This window comes from Xanthomonas populi (assembly GCF_002940065.1).
Taxonomy (GTDB): domain Bacteria; phylum Pseudomonadota; class Gammaproteobacteria; order Xanthomonadales; family Xanthomonadaceae; genus Xanthomonas; species Xanthomonas populi.
This window is the reverse complement of the sequence record NZ_MDEJ01000104.1, coordinates 1-14,310: the sequence shown is the minus strand read 5'-3', so window position 1 is coordinate 14,310 and position 14,310 is coordinate 1. Positions and strand designations below refer to the sequence as shown.

The 14,310-nt window shown below is 63.1% G+C and carries 15 protein-coding genes, 1 tRNA gene and 5 pseudogenes; 7 read left to right on the top strand and 14 right to left on the bottom strand.

The window, feature by feature from the left end:
* Window positions 1-182: 182 nt before the first annotated feature.
* From XpopCFBP1817_RS24065 to XpopCFBP1817_RS15335, 4 genes and pseudogenes are all read left to right on the top strand, one after another.
* Window positions 183-333 (top strand): annotated as a pseudogene (locus XpopCFBP1817_RS24065) (IS630 family transposase); the annotation flags it as partial.
* A pseudogene (locus XpopCFBP1817_RS23170) lies at window positions 334-504 on the top strand (IS630 family transposase); the annotation flags it as partial.
* Window positions 505-764: 260 nt separating this feature from the next.
* Window positions 765-1,016, top strand: coding sequence for a type II toxin-antitoxin system Phd/YefM family antitoxin (locus XpopCFBP1817_RS15340; RefSeq protein WP_128417762.1), 252 nt, complete (start codon window positions 765-767; stop codon window positions 1,014-1,016).
* Window positions 1,013-1,270 (top strand): Txe/YoeB family addiction module toxin, encoded by a 258-nt coding sequence (locus tag XpopCFBP1817_RS15335; protein ID WP_128417761.1) that lies wholly within the window; start codon window positions 1,013-1,015, stop codon window positions 1,268-1,270. The genes XpopCFBP1817_RS15340 and XpopCFBP1817_RS15335 overlap by 4 nt, the downstream gene beginning before the upstream one ends.
* A 205-nt stretch (window positions 1,271-1,475) precedes the next feature.
* On the opposite strand, the gene XpopCFBP1817_RS15330 is transcribed toward XpopCFBP1817_RS15335, so the two are convergent.
* The 13 genes from XpopCFBP1817_RS15330 to XpopCFBP1817_RS15270 all read right to left on the bottom strand — a co-directional run bounded on the left by XpopCFBP1817_RS15330 (window position 1,476) and on the right by XpopCFBP1817_RS15270 (window position 12,160).
* Window positions 1,476-1,550, bottom strand: a tRNA-Val gene (locus XpopCFBP1817_RS15330).
* A gap of 230 nt (window positions 1,551-1,780) precedes the next feature.
* Complete coding sequence (locus XpopCFBP1817_RS15325; RefSeq protein ID WP_003483889.1) at window positions 1,781-2,134, bottom strand: PilZ domain-containing protein; 354 nt, start codon at window positions 2,132-2,134, stop codon at window positions 1,781-1,783.
* A complete protein-coding gene (locus XpopCFBP1817_RS15320) occupies window positions 2,131-3,090 on the bottom strand; it encodes a DNA polymerase III subunit delta' (protein WP_128417760.1) in 960 nt (319 codons plus the stop codon). Before XpopCFBP1817_RS15320 ends, XpopCFBP1817_RS15325 begins: the two co-directional genes overlap by 4 nt.
* Window positions 3,087-4,151, bottom strand: a complete 1,065-nt coding sequence (mltG, locus tag XpopCFBP1817_RS15315; protein WP_128417759.1) for an endolytic transglycosylase MltG — start codon at window positions 4,149-4,151, stop codon at window positions 3,087-3,089. Before mltG ends, XpopCFBP1817_RS15320 begins: the two co-directional genes overlap by 4 nt.
* A 60-nt stretch (window positions 4,152-4,211) precedes the next feature.
* On the bottom strand, window positions 4,212-5,567 hold the full coding sequence (locus tag XpopCFBP1817_RS15310; RefSeq protein ID WP_128417758.1) for an aminodeoxychorismate synthase component I: 1,356 nt from the start codon (window positions 5,565-5,567) through the stop codon (window positions 4,212-4,214).
* A gap of 181 nt (window positions 5,568-5,748) precedes the next feature.
* Window positions 5,749-6,984 carry a beta-ketoacyl-ACP synthase II gene (fabF, locus tag XpopCFBP1817_RS15305; protein ID WP_128417757.1) on the bottom strand — a complete coding sequence of 412 codons (1,236 nt, stop codon included), beginning with the start codon at window positions 6,982-6,984 and terminating at the stop codon, window positions 5,749-5,751.
* 140 nt (window positions 6,985-7,124) lie between these two features.
* On the bottom strand, window positions 7,125-7,364 hold the full coding sequence (gene acpP, locus XpopCFBP1817_RS15300; protein WP_010368407.1) for an acyl carrier protein: 240 nt from the start codon (window positions 7,362-7,364) through the stop codon (window positions 7,125-7,127).
* A gap of 156 nt (window positions 7,365-7,520) precedes the next feature.
* Window positions 7,521-8,264, bottom strand: coding sequence for a 3-oxoacyl-ACP reductase FabG (gene fabG, locus XpopCFBP1817_RS15295; RefSeq protein ID WP_128417756.1), 744 nt, complete (start codon window positions 8,262-8,264; stop codon window positions 7,521-7,523).
* An 86-nt stretch (window positions 8,265-8,350) separates the two neighbouring features.
* Window positions 8,351-9,295, bottom strand: coding sequence for an ACP S-malonyltransferase (fabD, locus tag XpopCFBP1817_RS15290; RefSeq protein WP_128417755.1), 945 nt, complete (start codon window positions 9,293-9,295; stop codon window positions 8,351-8,353).
* 259 nt (window positions 9,296-9,554) lie between these two features.
* On the bottom strand, window positions 9,555-10,013 hold the full coding sequence (locus XpopCFBP1817_RS15285) for an MEKHLA domain-containing protein (RefSeq protein WP_128417754.1): 459 nt from the start codon (window positions 10,011-10,013) through the stop codon (window positions 9,555-9,557).
* Between the two features lie 279 nt (window positions 10,014-10,292).
* The gene (locus tag XpopCFBP1817_RS15280) at window positions 10,293-11,270 is read right to left on the bottom strand and encodes a beta-ketoacyl-ACP synthase III (RefSeq protein WP_128417753.1); all 978 of its coding nucleotides are present in this window, start codon (window positions 11,268-11,270) and stop codon (window positions 10,293-10,295) included.
* Between the two features lie 88 nt (window positions 11,271-11,358).
* Window positions 11,359-11,553 (bottom strand): 50S ribosomal protein L32, encoded by a 195-nt coding sequence (gene rpmF, locus XpopCFBP1817_RS15275; protein WP_128417752.1) that lies wholly within the window; start codon window positions 11,551-11,553, stop codon window positions 11,359-11,361.
* Between the two features lie 97 nt (window positions 11,554-11,650).
* On the bottom strand, window positions 11,651-12,160 hold the full coding sequence (locus XpopCFBP1817_RS15270; protein WP_128417763.1) for a YceD family protein: 510 nt from the start codon (window positions 12,158-12,160) through the stop codon (window positions 11,651-11,653).
* A 110-nt stretch (window positions 12,161-12,270) separates the two neighbouring features.
* On the opposite strand from XpopCFBP1817_RS15270, the gene XpopCFBP1817_RS15265 reads away from it, so the two are divergent.
* Window positions 12,271-12,846 (top strand): Maf family protein, encoded by a 576-nt coding sequence (locus XpopCFBP1817_RS15265; RefSeq protein ID WP_128417751.1) that lies wholly within the window; start codon window positions 12,271-12,273, stop codon window positions 12,844-12,846.
* 145 nt (window positions 12,847-12,991) lie between these two features.
* Here the strand turns inward: XpopCFBP1817_RS15265 and XpopCFBP1817_RS24060 are convergent.
* Window positions 12,992-13,108, bottom strand: a pseudogene (locus XpopCFBP1817_RS24060) (IS1595 family transposase); the annotation flags it as partial.
* 106 nt (window positions 13,109-13,214) lie between these two features.
* On the opposite strand from XpopCFBP1817_RS24060, the pseudogene XpopCFBP1817_RS15260 reads away from it, so the two are divergent.
* Together XpopCFBP1817_RS15260 and XpopCFBP1817_RS15250 are read left to right on the top strand one after the other, a co-directional pair.
* Window positions 13,215-13,502, top strand: a pseudogene (locus XpopCFBP1817_RS15260) (glycoside hydrolase family 97 C-terminal domain-containing protein); the annotation flags it as partial.
* A gap of 303 nt (window positions 13,503-13,805) precedes the next feature.
* Window positions 13,806-14,310, top strand: a pseudogene (locus XpopCFBP1817_RS15250) (hypothetical protein); the annotation flags it as partial.

Here is a 14,310-nt window from a genome sequence, read left to right as displayed (position 1 = left end):
CTATCGACAACAGGCCGGCCGGTTACGCCGAAGCGGCGTGACTCAAACCAAACAGCCTCCCATATTCCCGGAGCGGTTCAAAGCCTGGGCTGGACACGACCCAGCGAGGCAATGGAAAACGAACTCGCAACGTTCACATCACGTGTCGCACGTGAGTCTTGAGACCGCCCTGTCAGACAGCAATGGACAAAGAAAACGCAAGGCATCAGACGCTGGACCGGTTGCACGAACGTCGCAAACTAAGGGTTCGACTGCATCGCTTTGACCATAGAGTGATGCAGATCGTCAAACTGACGGGGCTGTCGTTATCCAACAGTGCCTCGCGCGATCGATCCCCAAGAGCGCCTCAACGCCGATCTCAAGCACGCCATCGGCTCGAAGGTTCCTGTGCGTCCCGAAGCCAAACGCAAAGCCGCAGCAGCCGAGCACATGCAAAAGATTAAACGCTCACCCGAACGTGTCAGAAGTGACTTCCAGGATCCACGGGTAAAATATGCTGTGTGACATAGTTAAAACTTGTATTGGCCGAATCAATAGCAACAACATCGCAACCAGAGCACTTCTAAGCAGCGTCTTCATCGCCACTCTTCGTTAAACGCGGGGGTGTTGCAGGATGGCGATTGGTTCGCGAGCCTGCAAGAAGCAGGCACGACCAGAGGAGAATTCCATGTCGTCGACTGAACAAACCCAAAGGCCAGCAGACTCGGCAGTTGACTCTTTCAGGCACATACGTACAATTTCATGTACATATCTGGATCACAGTCATGGACACAATCACCTACAGCGCCGCACGCGCCTCTCTCGCCGACACCATGGACCGTGTCGTCAACGACCACGAGCCTGTGATCATCACGCGTAGCGGTGAGCGCGCAGTGGTGATGGTGTCGCTTGAAGACTACAAAGCCATGGAGGAGACCGCCTATTTGCTGCGCAACCCGAAGAGCGCGCAACGGCTGCTGGAATCCATTGCTCAGCTCGAGGCCGGTCGCGGTAAGGAACGGGAACTGACTGAGTGATTCTCCAGTTCTCGGCCAATGCCTGGGAGGACTACCTCTACTGGCAACAGACCGACAAGAAGATGCTCAAGCGCATCAACGAGTTGATCAAGGCCATTCAACGCGATCCTTTCCAAGGCATCGGCAAACCCGAGCCGTTGCGCCACGCGTTGGCGGGCTATTGGTCACGACGCATCAATGACGAACACCGGATCGTCTACAAGGTCGAGAACGGCATCCTGCTGATCGCCCAGGCCCGCTACCACTACGCATAGTCACGCCGCCTGCACTGACGGCGACACCCGCCAGATGCCGCATTGGACGGCCACATAGATTGGGTGGCATCTGCAAAGTCCGCGCGGATAATTAAGCTGAGCCACATACCCAAGGCTTTGCAGACCATTTGCACAGCAGCAAAAAGCCTGCACATGGCCGGCTCTTTTCTTCTCGCGCTGAAACTTTGCAACTGCTGGGTTTCAATGGTGGGCGGTACAAGGTTCGAACTTGTGACCCTTGCCGTGTGAAGGCAATGCTCTACCGCTGAGCTAACCGCCCGGTGACGCCAGCAGCACATTATAGGGCAGCTGTGGCGAACGTCAACCGGTTCATCCAGAGCGGCAGCCATGTCGTCGAGAACGCCATGCTCTGGTGGCTTGACGCGTCATTCCGACTACCTGGCAGCGACGTCCTAGCGATTAATGCCGCGCCGCTCAAACGCCCGATACGCACCTCGATGACCCACTTCCAATACGACACGACTGCAACCACGCGCGCACTGCACCGCCTCACATCGTATGCGTCGGCTTATCCGAGGTCGTCAACCCCGCCAGCAGCGTCTCGATCTTGTTGCGCACCGCCTCGCCTTCCGGGCCGTCCGGGAACTGCACGCCGATGCCGGCAGCGCGGTTGCCCTGCGCGCCGGCGGGCGTGGTCCAGATGACCTTGCCGGCAACCGGCAAGCGTTCGCTGGAGTCCGGCAGGGTCAGCAGCAGGAACACTTCGTCGCCGAGCATGTAGCGCTTGGGCGTGGGCACGAAGATGCCGCCGCCTTTTACGAACGGCATGTAGGCGCTGTAGAGCGCCGGTTTGTCTTTTAGCGCCAGCGACAAAATGCCCTGGCGTGCATTCATTGCACTCATCGAGTTCCCCTAGAACGTGCCGGGCGCTCTCCCTCGCGCCAGGACAGCAACAATTCCGTCACCGCCAGATCGGCACGGACGGTGGTGCGCAGCAGATCGCGTGCGCGATTGGCGGCGTCGAACCAGGTCGCCAGCTTGTGCAACCGCGATTGATCGGTCAAGCCGTCAGATGCCTGTGCCAGCGCCAGGTCGGCGGCGTGGCGTAGACGCTGGTCAGCCTGGCCGTCGTTGGTCCAGCGCTGCGCAACATCCACTGCGCTGGCGCGCCCGGCGGCGATCTGCTCCAGGTCCTGCCCCACCGCGCGCCGCACCGCCAGGCCATCCTCGCGCAGCCACTGCGCAGCGAGACCGGGATGACCGCGTGACGCGTCCAGCGCTTCCTGTGCGGGCCGCTCGCTGACGCCTTGCGACAACAACCAGGCCAGCGCCTCGTGCGCGGGCGGCAGCTTGAATTCCAGACGCTGGCAGCGGCTGCGGATGGTCGCCGGCAAGCGCGCCGGCTGCGCGCTGATCAGCCACAGGTAGCGACCCGGCGAGGGTTCTTCCAAGGTCTTGAGCAAGGCGTTACAGGCAGCGCGATTGATCGCATCGGCCGGGTCGACGATCACTACCTGCGCGATGCCGTACTGCGGGGTCAGCGAGAGCTTTTGCGAAATCTCGCGCACCTGCTCGATCACAATCTCGGTACGCAGCTTGTCGCCGGTGCGGTTGGGAATGAACGAGATCAACTGCAGATCCGGGTGGGTGCCGGCGGCGATCAGCTGACGCGTGCGCTGCGCCAGCGCCGGGTCCGGCGAGCTGGCCAGCACGTGTTCGGCCAGCGCCAATGCCACCGCACGCTTGCCCAGGCCTTCCGGTCCGCAGATCAGCAAGCCGTGTCCAAGCCGTCCGGCGTCCAGTGCCGCCAGCGTTTGATCGTAGGCGCGCTGCTGCCAGGGCGAAAACGCAGTGGTCATGGGGTGGAGTCCGGTAGCGGCAGGCGGCGACGCTGAAGGTAGCGCGCCACTGCGGCGTTGTGTTCGGCCAGGGTGGCCGAGAACGCGTGCGCGCCGGTGCCATCGCCGACTGCAACAAAGTACAGCGCCTGGCCAGGTACCGGCCGCACCGCCGCAAGCAATGCCTCACGGCCCGGCATGGCGATCGGCGTCGGCGTCAGGCCGGTGCGGGTGTAGGTGTTGTACGGCGTGTCGGCTGTCAGATCGCGGCGACGGATATTGCCGTCGTAGCTGCTGCCGATGCCGTAGATCACAGTGGGGTCGGTCTGCAATTTCATACCCAGTTGCAGGCGGCGCAGGAACACGCTGGCGATCAGCGGACGCTCGGAGCCCAGCGCAGTTTCTTTTTCGATGATTGAGGCCAGGATCAACGCCTGTTCCGGCGAGCTGAGCGGCAGATTGGGGGCGCGCTGCTCCCAGGTCTGCGCCAGCGCTTTGTCCATCGCCACGTGGGCGCGCTTGAGCACGTCCAGATCGCTGTCGCCGCGCTGGTAGAGATAGGTTTCTGGCAGGAAGCGCCCTTCCGGGTGCTGATTGGCGAAACCCAGCCGCGCCATCAATGCCGCATCGTCCAGCGCGCCGATGGATTGCTGCAGCGGTGTGGCGGTCGCCAGTGCAGCGCGTAGCTGCCGGAAATTCCAGCCTTCCACGATTGTGAAGCGGTACTGGATCACCCGGCCCTGCCGCATGCGCTCGAGCAGCGCGCGCGGCGACAAGGCCGGCGCCAGCGCGTATTCGCCCACCTTGAGTTTGCCGGCAGCATCGACCTGGCGGGCGAGCAGTTGCCATTCCAGATCGGTGCCCTGCGCCACCCCGGCATCGCGCAAATTGCGCAGCGTGGCCTTGAGCGAATCACCGGGTGCAATCACCACGCTGGGCGCGCTCGCGCTCACCGGCGTCTCGGCGAAGTGCACGTAGTGCCGCCAGGCCACCAGCGCCGCAATCGCCAACAGCGCTGCGAACAACAGTGCCGTGCCCAGCACAGCCAGACATCCACGTTTGCCAGTCACCGCCACAAGCACCTCGTCATTGCCACAGCGCCGCGCAGGATACCGCGCGCCGGTGATGTCCCGTTGAAGCACTCATGTCTGGTCGAATGCGCGCAGCACGCCGCGCGCCTTGGCGCGGGTTTCGTCCAGCTCGCGCTGCGGATCCGAATCCACCACGATCCCGGCGCCGGTGCGAAAATGCACCTGTGTTCCAGCCACCTCGGCGGTGCGGATTAGAATGTTCAGATCCATGTCGCCGTCGCGATTGAGCCAGCCGAAAGCGCCGGTGTAGGCGCCACGCGCAGTGCGTTCGAGCTCGGCGATGATCTGCATGCACCGCACCTTCGGGCAACCGGTGATGGTGCCACCGGGAAACACTGCCGCGATCACCTCGCCGGGCGTGACCTCGGCGCGCAGACGGCCGCGCACATTGCTGACGATGTGGTGCACATGCGCGTAGCTTTCCACGCCCATCAGCTCATCCACTTCCACCGTGCCCGGCGCGCAGATACGCCCCAGGTCGTTGCGCTCCAGGTCGATCAGCATGACGTGCTCGGCGCGCTCCTTTGGATGGCCGACCAGCTCGCGGATGCGCGCGGCATCGTCGTCGCCGGCAAAGCGCGCGCGGGTGCCGGCAATCGGGCGCGTCTGCACCACATCGCCATGCATCGACACCAGGCGTTCGGGAGAAGAGCTCACCACCGCGCGCCCGGCCGCAACAAACAAGCCAGCAAACGGCGCCGGATTGGCCGCACGCAGGCGCACATGCAGCGCAGCCGGATCAACCACAGCGGCGAACGCCGCATGCCAAGCGCGCGAGATATTGGCCTGAAATACATCGCCGGCGCGCAGATAATCGAGCGCACGCTCCACCGCATCGGTGAAGCGCTCCGGCGCGTCTTCTTGGACAGCCACTGGCCCAACCCACTCAGGCAACGGCGGCAATGCGACGCAGGCGGCGATGTCCTCAGCGATGCGTGTCAGCAGATCTTCGCGCGCCGGCTCGGCCAGTGCGATGCAGCAGCCTTCCAGCCGATCGCGCAGTACCGCGGCAGGCGCGCGCAAGGCCAGCGCGCTCGGCAAGCCATCGGTGCGCGTGGGCAGCTGCAAAACCGGTTCGACCTGCGCAGCCAATTCGTAATCCAGCAACACCGCCCAGCCGCCGCGAAACGGCCAGGGGCTTGTCGCATCGTGCGGCACGCGCTCGGCTTGCCACACTGCATCCAGCGCAGCCAGAAAGCCACCTTCCAGCACGCATCCATCGCCGTCGCGCGTGCGCCCATCTGCGTCCAGCCGCAGGCTTGCGCCTTCTGCAAGCAGCAACACATCCCAGCGACCGCGCTCGGTACCGGAGGCGGTGGATTCGAGCAAGACCGGATAGCGGTGCGGCGCCAGCCGATGCAGCGCCAGCAAGTCGATGTCCGCGTGCAGGGGTCTGGTGAGCGTCATCGGTCCGACTTGGCGTGAGGTGCTGAAATGCGCCGCCCTGCGACAGACGCAGGGCACGCATGATGATGTGGATCAGATCGCGGAGTGAAGCTCGGCCGCACACATATCTGCTAGGCGGCCGGAACTGGCGTGGCAGCGTTTCCCGCGAGGCGTTCTCTGCGGGAACAACCTCGCATGGCCTTCAGATGCGTTTGAACACCAACGTGCCATTGGTGCCGCCAAAGCCGAAGCCGTTGGACATCACCGCCTCCACCTGCACTTCGCGCGCCACGTTCGGCACGTAATCCAGATCGCAGCCTTCGCTGGGTTCTTCCAGATTGATGGTCGGCGGAATGATGCCGGTATGCAGCGCCATCACCGAGAAGATCGCTTCCACGCCGCCGGCCGCGCCGAGCAGATGGCCGGTCATGGACTTCGTCGAGCTGACCATGGTCTTGTACGCGTGGTCACCCAATGCGCGCTTCATCGCCAGCGTTTCTGCCAGATCGCCCAGCGGTGTGGAGGTGCCGTGCGCGTTGAGGTAGCCGAGCTGCTCTGGATTTAGCTTGGCATCGCGCATGGCCGCAACCATGCTGCGCGCCGCGCCCTCGCCGTCTTTGCTGGGGGCAGTCATGTGAAAGGCATCGGAACTGGCGCCGAAGCCGACCAGTTCCGCGTAGATGCGCGCGCCACGCGCCTTGGCGTGTTCGTACTCTTCCAGCACCAGCACGCCGGCGCCGTCGCCGAGCACAAAGCCGTCGCGCTGCTTGTCCCATGGACGCGAGGCGGCGGTCGGGTCGTCGTTGCGGGTGGACATCGCCTTCATCGCGCAGAAACCGCCCACCGAAATCGGCGAGGACCCACGCTCGGCGCCGCCAGCCAGCATCACATCGGCATCGCCGTACTGGATCATGCGCATCGCGGTGCCAATCGAATGATTGGAGGTTGCACAGGCGGAGACAGCCGAGAACGTCGGGCCCTTCAGGCCTTTGATCAGGCTCACCTGGCCCGGCAGCATGTTGATGATGGTGCTGGGCACATAGAACGGCGAAATCTTGCGCGCGCCGCCCTCATGGAATTTGATGGTCTGCTCTTCGATACCGAGCAGCCCGCCGATGCCGGAGCCGAGAATGGCGCCAACACGTTCGGCATTGCTTTCGTCGATCTCCAGCCCGGAATCGTCCAGCGCCATGAACGCGGCGCCGACACCGTAATGGATAAACGAATCCATCTTCTTGACGTCCTTGGCGGACACAAACAGCGTGGGGTCGAAATGTTTGATCTCGCCCGCGATCTTGGTCGTGAACTGCGAGGCATCGATCTGCGTGATCGGGCCAATGCCTGAGCGCCCGTGGATGATCCCATCCCAGCTGGTGGCCAGGTCATTGCCCAGCGGCGACACCATGCCCATGCCGGTAACGACAACACGACGACTCATTGCAGATCTCCTCACCACGCAACACACGGTGCTTGCGGGTTGCGATTGACGCTGAAAAACACAGGGCCGCATCAGCGGCCCCATGGAATGTCTGACGCAGCAGCGGCTTGACGCACGCCGCCGCCGTCAGGAACAACGCATCAGCTCTTGACGTGAGACTTGACGTAGTCGATCGCCTGCTGGACCGAGGTAATCTTCTCAGCCTCTTCGTCCGGGATCTCGCACTCGAACTCTTCTTCCAGCGCCATCACCAGCTCGACGGTGTCCAGCGAGTCGGCACCCAGGTCATCGACGAACGATGCGCTGGTGGTGACTTCCTCTTCCTTGACGCCGAGTTGTTCGACGACGATTTTCTTGACGCGTTCTTCGATGGTGCTCATTTGGGATATCGCTCCAGTATGGAGTAGTGGTGGTACGAAAAAACGCCATCGCCGCTGCGATGGCCGCGTTGGATAGTGTAGTGGAAGCGACCGAGCGTTGCATTGCATCACAACTCCAGGCCGATCAGTCACTTAGCGCCTCCCGGCGCCGCACGCTCACGGCATGTACATGCCGCCGTTGACGTGCAGGGTCTCACCGGTGATGTAACGGGCACTCGGCCCGGCCAGAAACGCCACCGCGTTGGCGATGTCTTCCGGCTGTCCCAGGTGGCCAAGTGCGATCTGCTGCAGCAAGGCGGTCTTGGCCTCGTCCGGCAGCGCCTTGGTCATGTCGGTATCGATGAAGCCGGGCGCCACCACATTCACGGTGACCCCGCGCGAGCCGATTTCCTTGGCCAGCGACTTGGAGAACGCAATGATCCCGGCCTTGGCCGCGGCATAGTTGGTCTGCCCAGGATTGCCGGTCACGCCCACCACCGAAGCGATGTTGACGATGCGGCCCTTGCGCGCCTTCATCATGCCGCGCATTACCGCCTTGGAGGTGCGGAACACGCTGGTCAGATTGGTGTCGATGATCGCCTGCCAGTCGTCTTCCTTCATCCGCATCAACAGATTGTCGCGGGTGATGCCGGCGTTGTTGACCAGGATAGAGATCGCGCCGAATTCCTTGCCGGTCGCATCGATCAAGCTTTCGACCGCCGCAGCATCGGTGACGTTGAGTTCGCGGCCATGGCCGCCCTGGGCGGCCAGACGTTCTCCGATCGCGCTCGCGCCGGAGGCTGAGGTGGCAGTACCGATAACCGTGGCGCCCTGGGCGGCCAGCGTATCGGCAATGGCCGCGCCGATCCCGCGACTGGCACCGGTGACGAGGGCGATTTCACCCTGCAGTGGTTTGCTCATGAATCCGTTTCCTCGTAAGGGGGACGTCGCGACCGTGATTGCGAACGTCCAAGGAGGCCGGCGTGACACCGGCGTATGCCGTCGGATCAGTGCGTCCACGCCTCAAGCGCGCCGGCGTAATCGGCAGGCGTGGCCAGAGGACGCGCATCCAGGCTCTTGTCGATGCGCTTGATCAGCCCGCTCAGCACCTTGCCCGGGCCGCATTCGGCGATGCGGGTGACGCCCTGCGCGGCCAGCGCCTGCACGCAGCCGGTCCACTGCACCGGCAGATACAGCTGCTCGGCCAGGGCCTTGCGCATCGCCTCGCTGCCGTCGTGCACGCGTGCATCCACGTTCTGCACCACCGGAATCTGCGGGGTGTGCCAGCTCAGGCCGGCCATCGCCTCGCTGAGCTGGTTGGCCGCATCGCGCATCAACGGGGTGTGCGAAGGCACGCTCACCGCCAGCTTGACCGCCTTGCGTGCGCCGCGCTCTGCCAGCAAGGCCAGCGCGCGATCCACTGCGGCCGCATCGCCACCGATGACGATCTGACCCGGCGAATTGAAGTTGGCCGGCACCACCACCTGACTACCCGCCGCTTCGGCGCAGACCTCCAGCACCAGCGCATCTTCGGCGCCCAGCACCGCCGCCATCGCACCGACACCAGCCGGGGCAGCGGCCTGCATGAACTGGCCGCGCAGCCGTACCAGGTGCGCACCGTCGTGCAGCGACAAGGCACCGGCCGCGACCAATGCGGTGTATTCACCCAGGCTGTGGCCAGCCAGCACCGCGGGGCGTTGCCCGCGCTGCGCGTTCCACAACCGCCACACCGCCACGCCTGCGGCCAGCAAGGCCGGCTGGGTGTATTCGGTGCGGTTGAGCATCTCTTCCGGGCCGCCCTGCGACAGCGCCCACAGGTCGACGCCAGCGCCTTCGGAGGCTTCGACGAAGGTTTCGCGAATCTGCGGATGCAGCTCGGACAGTTCGGCCAGCATGCCTAAGGACTGCGAGCCCTGGCCGGGAAACACGAATGCGAGAGTGGATTCGGTCACGCGTTGCTGCCTACAAAAATCGAGCCGGGATGATACGTGCGAAATCGCCACGGCGTCTGTACTGCCGCGTATGCAAGGACTGCCTGACAACGCCCGGCTTTCCAGCGCACCCTATGGAAGCATTCGCCATGCCGGCATGTCAGCCACAGCGACGGGCCGCGCCTGGACTCCGGAGACAGTCGCCACGAATGGCCTGACGGCTGCGTCAGTCGCGGCCACGGTGCGACTGACGCGCATCGATGAGCTGCTGATCCGGGCATCAAACGGCATAGGTGCCATCAGCGGACAGCGGGAAGGCCGCCGCCTGCCCGCGCAGCGCCCCAGCGTCGTCGATGAGTTGCCAGACCACCCCGTCGGCGATCGGGAAACGCGCCCCATCCTTGGCGATACGAATGCCTGCGTAGCCCGTCACGAAACCGTTGCGGGCAACCGCATCGAGCAGTCGCTGACGCTCTGGCCGATCGAGCAATTCCGCCGACAGACGCGAGGGCATGCCGATGAACTCCTCCCAGCCGTAACCGAAAGCCCGCTGGGCGGCCCGATTGGCGTAGCCGAACACCGGATCCGGTCGCGTGTCGTGCGCGAGCAGCGCAAACGGCGCCTGCGTATAGAGCCAATCCGCTCCAATACCGGGGTGGGCAACGAGCGGGCGGCCGACCACACGAAAGAAACTTCCGGTCAGCAAGGCGAAGAATGCTGAATCATCCTTGTGGCGCATGCTGTGACCTTATCTGCCCGGCGGCATGGAGTCGCGAATCAGTGCGCAGGCCGGGCGCAGAAAACGAACCAGGCGATCATCCGACCGCCGGCAACATCACCGCGCTCTCCGGCAACATCACCGCGCTCTGAAGGGCATAAAAATGGCGATGCTGCGGCAAATAACAGGGTGCCGCATCCCTGCACCATGCGCACCGAGCAACGATTCGACCCTGGCTTGCACGCACTGGCCTTGCACGCAATCGTCTGCGGACGTACTCCAGTGCGAGGCAGGCAAACGTCAGTAGCGCAGCAGCGCCGAGCCCCAGGTAAATCCACCACCGAACGCTTCCAGCAACAGCAATTGGCCACGCTGCACGCGACCCGAGCGAACCGCTTCGTCTAGCGCCAGCGGCACCGAGGCCGAGGAGGTGTTGCCGTGGCGATCCACGGTGACCACAACCTGCTCCATTGGCAGCTCCAGCCGCTTGGCGGTGGCTTCGATGATGCGCATGTTGGCCTGGTGCGGAATCAGCCAATTCAGGTCGCTCTTGTCCAAGCCATTGGCCGCCAGCGTCTCGTCGACCACCGAGTCCAGTGCCTTGACCGCGTACTTGAAGACCTCGCTGCCCTTCATCAGCAACACGCCGCCGCCATTCTTGCCCTCGCCGAAACCAACCGACACGCCGACCGGATCCCACAGCAGCTCTTTCTTGCTGCCATCGGCATGCAGATGGGTGCTGAGGATGCCGGTTTCTTCGTCGGCTTTGAGCACCACAGCGCCAGCACCATCGCCGAACAGCACGCAGGTGGTGCGGTCGGTCCAGTCGACAATACGGGTGAGAGTTTCTGCGCCGACCACCAACACGGTCCTGGCGTCGCCACTTCGGATGAACTTGTCAGCCACGCTGAGCGCGTAGACGAAGCCCGAGCAGGCTGCGTTGACGTCGAACGCACCGCATCCCACGTTGCCCAGCCGTGCCTGCAACAGGCAAGCCGTGGAGGGGAAGATCAGGTCGGGAGTGGTGGTGCCGACCACGATCAGATCGATGTCGTCGGCGGTGACGCCAGCCGCTTCCATCGCCTTCAGCGAGGCGAAATACGCCAGGTCGCTGGTGGTCTGGTCGTCTGCGACAATGTGACGTTCACGAATACCGGTGCGCGAGAAGATCCATTCATCGCTGGTGTCGACGAGCTTGCACATATCGTCGTTGGTCAACACCTTTTCGGGCAAATAGATACCAGTGCCCGCGATTCTGGAATAGATCCGCTTGCTCATGCTGTTTCCTCGTGCAAGAGCCGCGGTGACCGACGGCTCCGGAAGAATCGAGGGTCGCCCGGCCGCACAGTGCAGCGGGCGCCACGGATCAATCTTCTTGGGAGGCCGACGACTTGGTCGTGATCACCTTCTTGCCGCGGTAATAACCGTCAGCGGTGATGTGGTGGCGCAGATGGATCTCGCCACTGGTCGGATCGGTCGACAGCTGCTTGGCGTTCAGGGCATCGTGCGAACGACGCTGGCCGCGACGCGACGGGGTGACTCGGGATTTCTGCACAGCCATGAGATTGCTCCAACCTAAGTTCGATAACTTGTCTGTCGTGTCGAACAGGACGCTGTACGCCCGCATCGACCTGTCTTTCCGCCCTTAACAGCGGCGGTTACTGTTTCTTCAACGGTGCCAGCGCCGCAAACGGACTGGCCTTGTCTTGCTCTTCCTGGGTCGGAACCCACTCGGCCTCGACGGCTTCGCTTCCCGGCGCCATCGGCACCACCGGTACCGACAGCACCAGTTCGTCCTCGACCAGATCCACCGCCCGCAGCATGCCATCTTCAGGCACCAGCATCGCCTCGTATTCGGCCGGCAATGCAGCTTCGTCGGCCTCGTGACGCATCAAACCAAGACGCTGTCTGATTTGCACCGGATACAGAAAACGTTGCAGGCTGCGTTGGCATGCCAATGGAAGCTCGACATCGATACTGAGTTCGACGTAAGCGACCTTCAACAGATCGTCCTGGTCGAATTCAAGCGAATAGACACATTCGCCCTCGGTATCGACAAGGCTCCCTTGCAGACGGGTCATCGCAGAGAGCGGGATGCGGCCGTCGAAGCGCCTGCGCGCTGCGACCATCCGCCAAGCATCCAGCATTTCGGGTACGTTCGCGGACATAAGCCGCAGAATGTTAAAGACCCGCAGGTTCCATGTCAAATGCGCCCATTCACACATGCCGAGCTGCGCGCGGGCTGGCAGACTCCCCTGCCCGTCTTGTTTACCTTCCCATGATGCCACGCCTGATCCTTTCCTCAACGTCCGCCTACCGGCGCGAGCTGCTTGGCCGCCTGCAACTGGACTTCAGCACCTCCCGCCAGGAGGTCGAGGAGCAGGCACAGCCCGGGGAAATCCCCAGCGCCCTGGCCAGCCGTCTTGGCGCCGAAAAAGCGGCAGCGGTGGCGGCCCGCTTTCCGGATGCCTGGGTGATCGGCTCGGATCAGGTGGCCGATCTGGACGGCCAGGCCCTGGGCAAGCCGGGAACGCTGGATCGGGCGCGCGCGCAGCTGACTGCAATGTCCGGCCGTGTGGTGCGCTTCCACACAGCGGTGAGTCTGGGCGGCCCCAAGCGCAGCTTGCATGCGCTGGACCTGACCGAGGTACAGCTACGTCCGCTGGCGCCCGCCGAGATCGACCGCTACCTGGCCGCCGAGCCAGCGCTTGATTGCGCCGGCAGCTTCAAGTGCGAAGGCCTGGGAATTACCTTGTTCAGTGCAATTCGTTCGGAAGATCCCACTGCACTGGTCGGTTTGCCGCTGATCGCGCTGGCGCGATTGTTGCGGCTGGCTGGGTTTCAGCTGCCTTGAAAGTCACGGGCAATGATCGCTGAGGAGCCGACAAGACCTAATTCGCCATGCAGTGAAAGTGCTAAAAACTGAGTGAAACGCTAGACATGCAAAGCGCGACGGAAAACCTAACACCAGGCACTGCCACTTACTTTGAGAGCCTGAAGACTGGGTCGATCACTGCCTGCCGTGGGCGAGCGTGCTGCGTGGTCGCCACGGCGATCACGAAAGGACGCTTGTTTTCCGAGCCTCGGCCCGCCTTGCCGCCGTTGCGTTCTCCACCACGCGGTTCATTGACATGATCTGACTCCTGCACAAGTGGCTCGCCGTCAATGTGCGGGCACACAGGCTCAGGGCGTGCGACTTGCTGAAGTAGCGTGCTGATCAGGAGCTGGAATGAGACACGCGCACTGGATGGCGCGATCGGCGAGCGCATCGCGCTGGCGCGGCGCAGCGGCAAGGACTGGTATGTGGGCGCGATGACCAACGAGCAGACGCGCACACTGACAGTGCCGTTTTCGTTTATGCGCAAGGGTACGTGGACTGCCACCATTTACGCCGATGGCGGGGCCACTACAGAAGTGCGTATCGACACGCACAAGCTCACACGTAACGACAGCTTGCAACTGCAATTGGCTGAAAGCGGCGGCGCTGCAGTGAGACTTCAGAAAGATTAAGAACAACCATGCTCAGATTCAGGCGACCGCGCACACCTTTGCGCATTGGCAATGCGCCGTACGCAAGGGTGTGCATGACCATCGACACGGCATCCGCCTAGCGCATTGCGCTTGCTGTGTGCCTGATGTCACGCAATGCGTGTTTGCCGATATATTTTTCTTTTTAGACAGTTAGTATGCGCACGCCTTCAACGCAGGCATGCGCCACCGAACGAACCTCGGGGCGCAACTGCGTACTGAAGGCGCTGCACTGCATGGTGCGCCGCGCGCAGGCAGTTTCGTTCTGGCGTAAGGGGAAAACACATGACCTTCCGTTCTACTCGGCCGGTGTTGATCGGCAGCGCCGTTGCTGCTCTCTGCGTTTGTGCACTGGCTCCCGCCAGCGCCGCCACACTGCTACCGCCATCGATCTCGGCAACCAGCGATCGCAGCATCGACACACTGATGCCACCCTTGCTGCGCACACCCGCCACCGCAAGCGTCGCCCCTGCCCAGCGCGACGCGCTGCGCACCCCGCTGCAGGCATCGCGCGCATTTCCGCACGTCACGCGCGACTTCAAACGTTTTCTGGATGCGCAGGCGCAGATCAGTTACGCCACGCTTGGCACCACGGCCAAGGTCTCCGACCAGAGCGCGTTCGCCGAAATGCAGCGCTATGTCTTCAACCGCTACAACGGCTTGACCGTGCTGCGCAGCGTGCAACAAGGCGGCAAGGTCTTCGACTGCATTCTAAGAGCCTGTTCAAAGTCTTCTAAGCAGCAACGCCAGGAACGCCAGGTGGATCATCTGCAAGCTGGTGTTGAGCTGA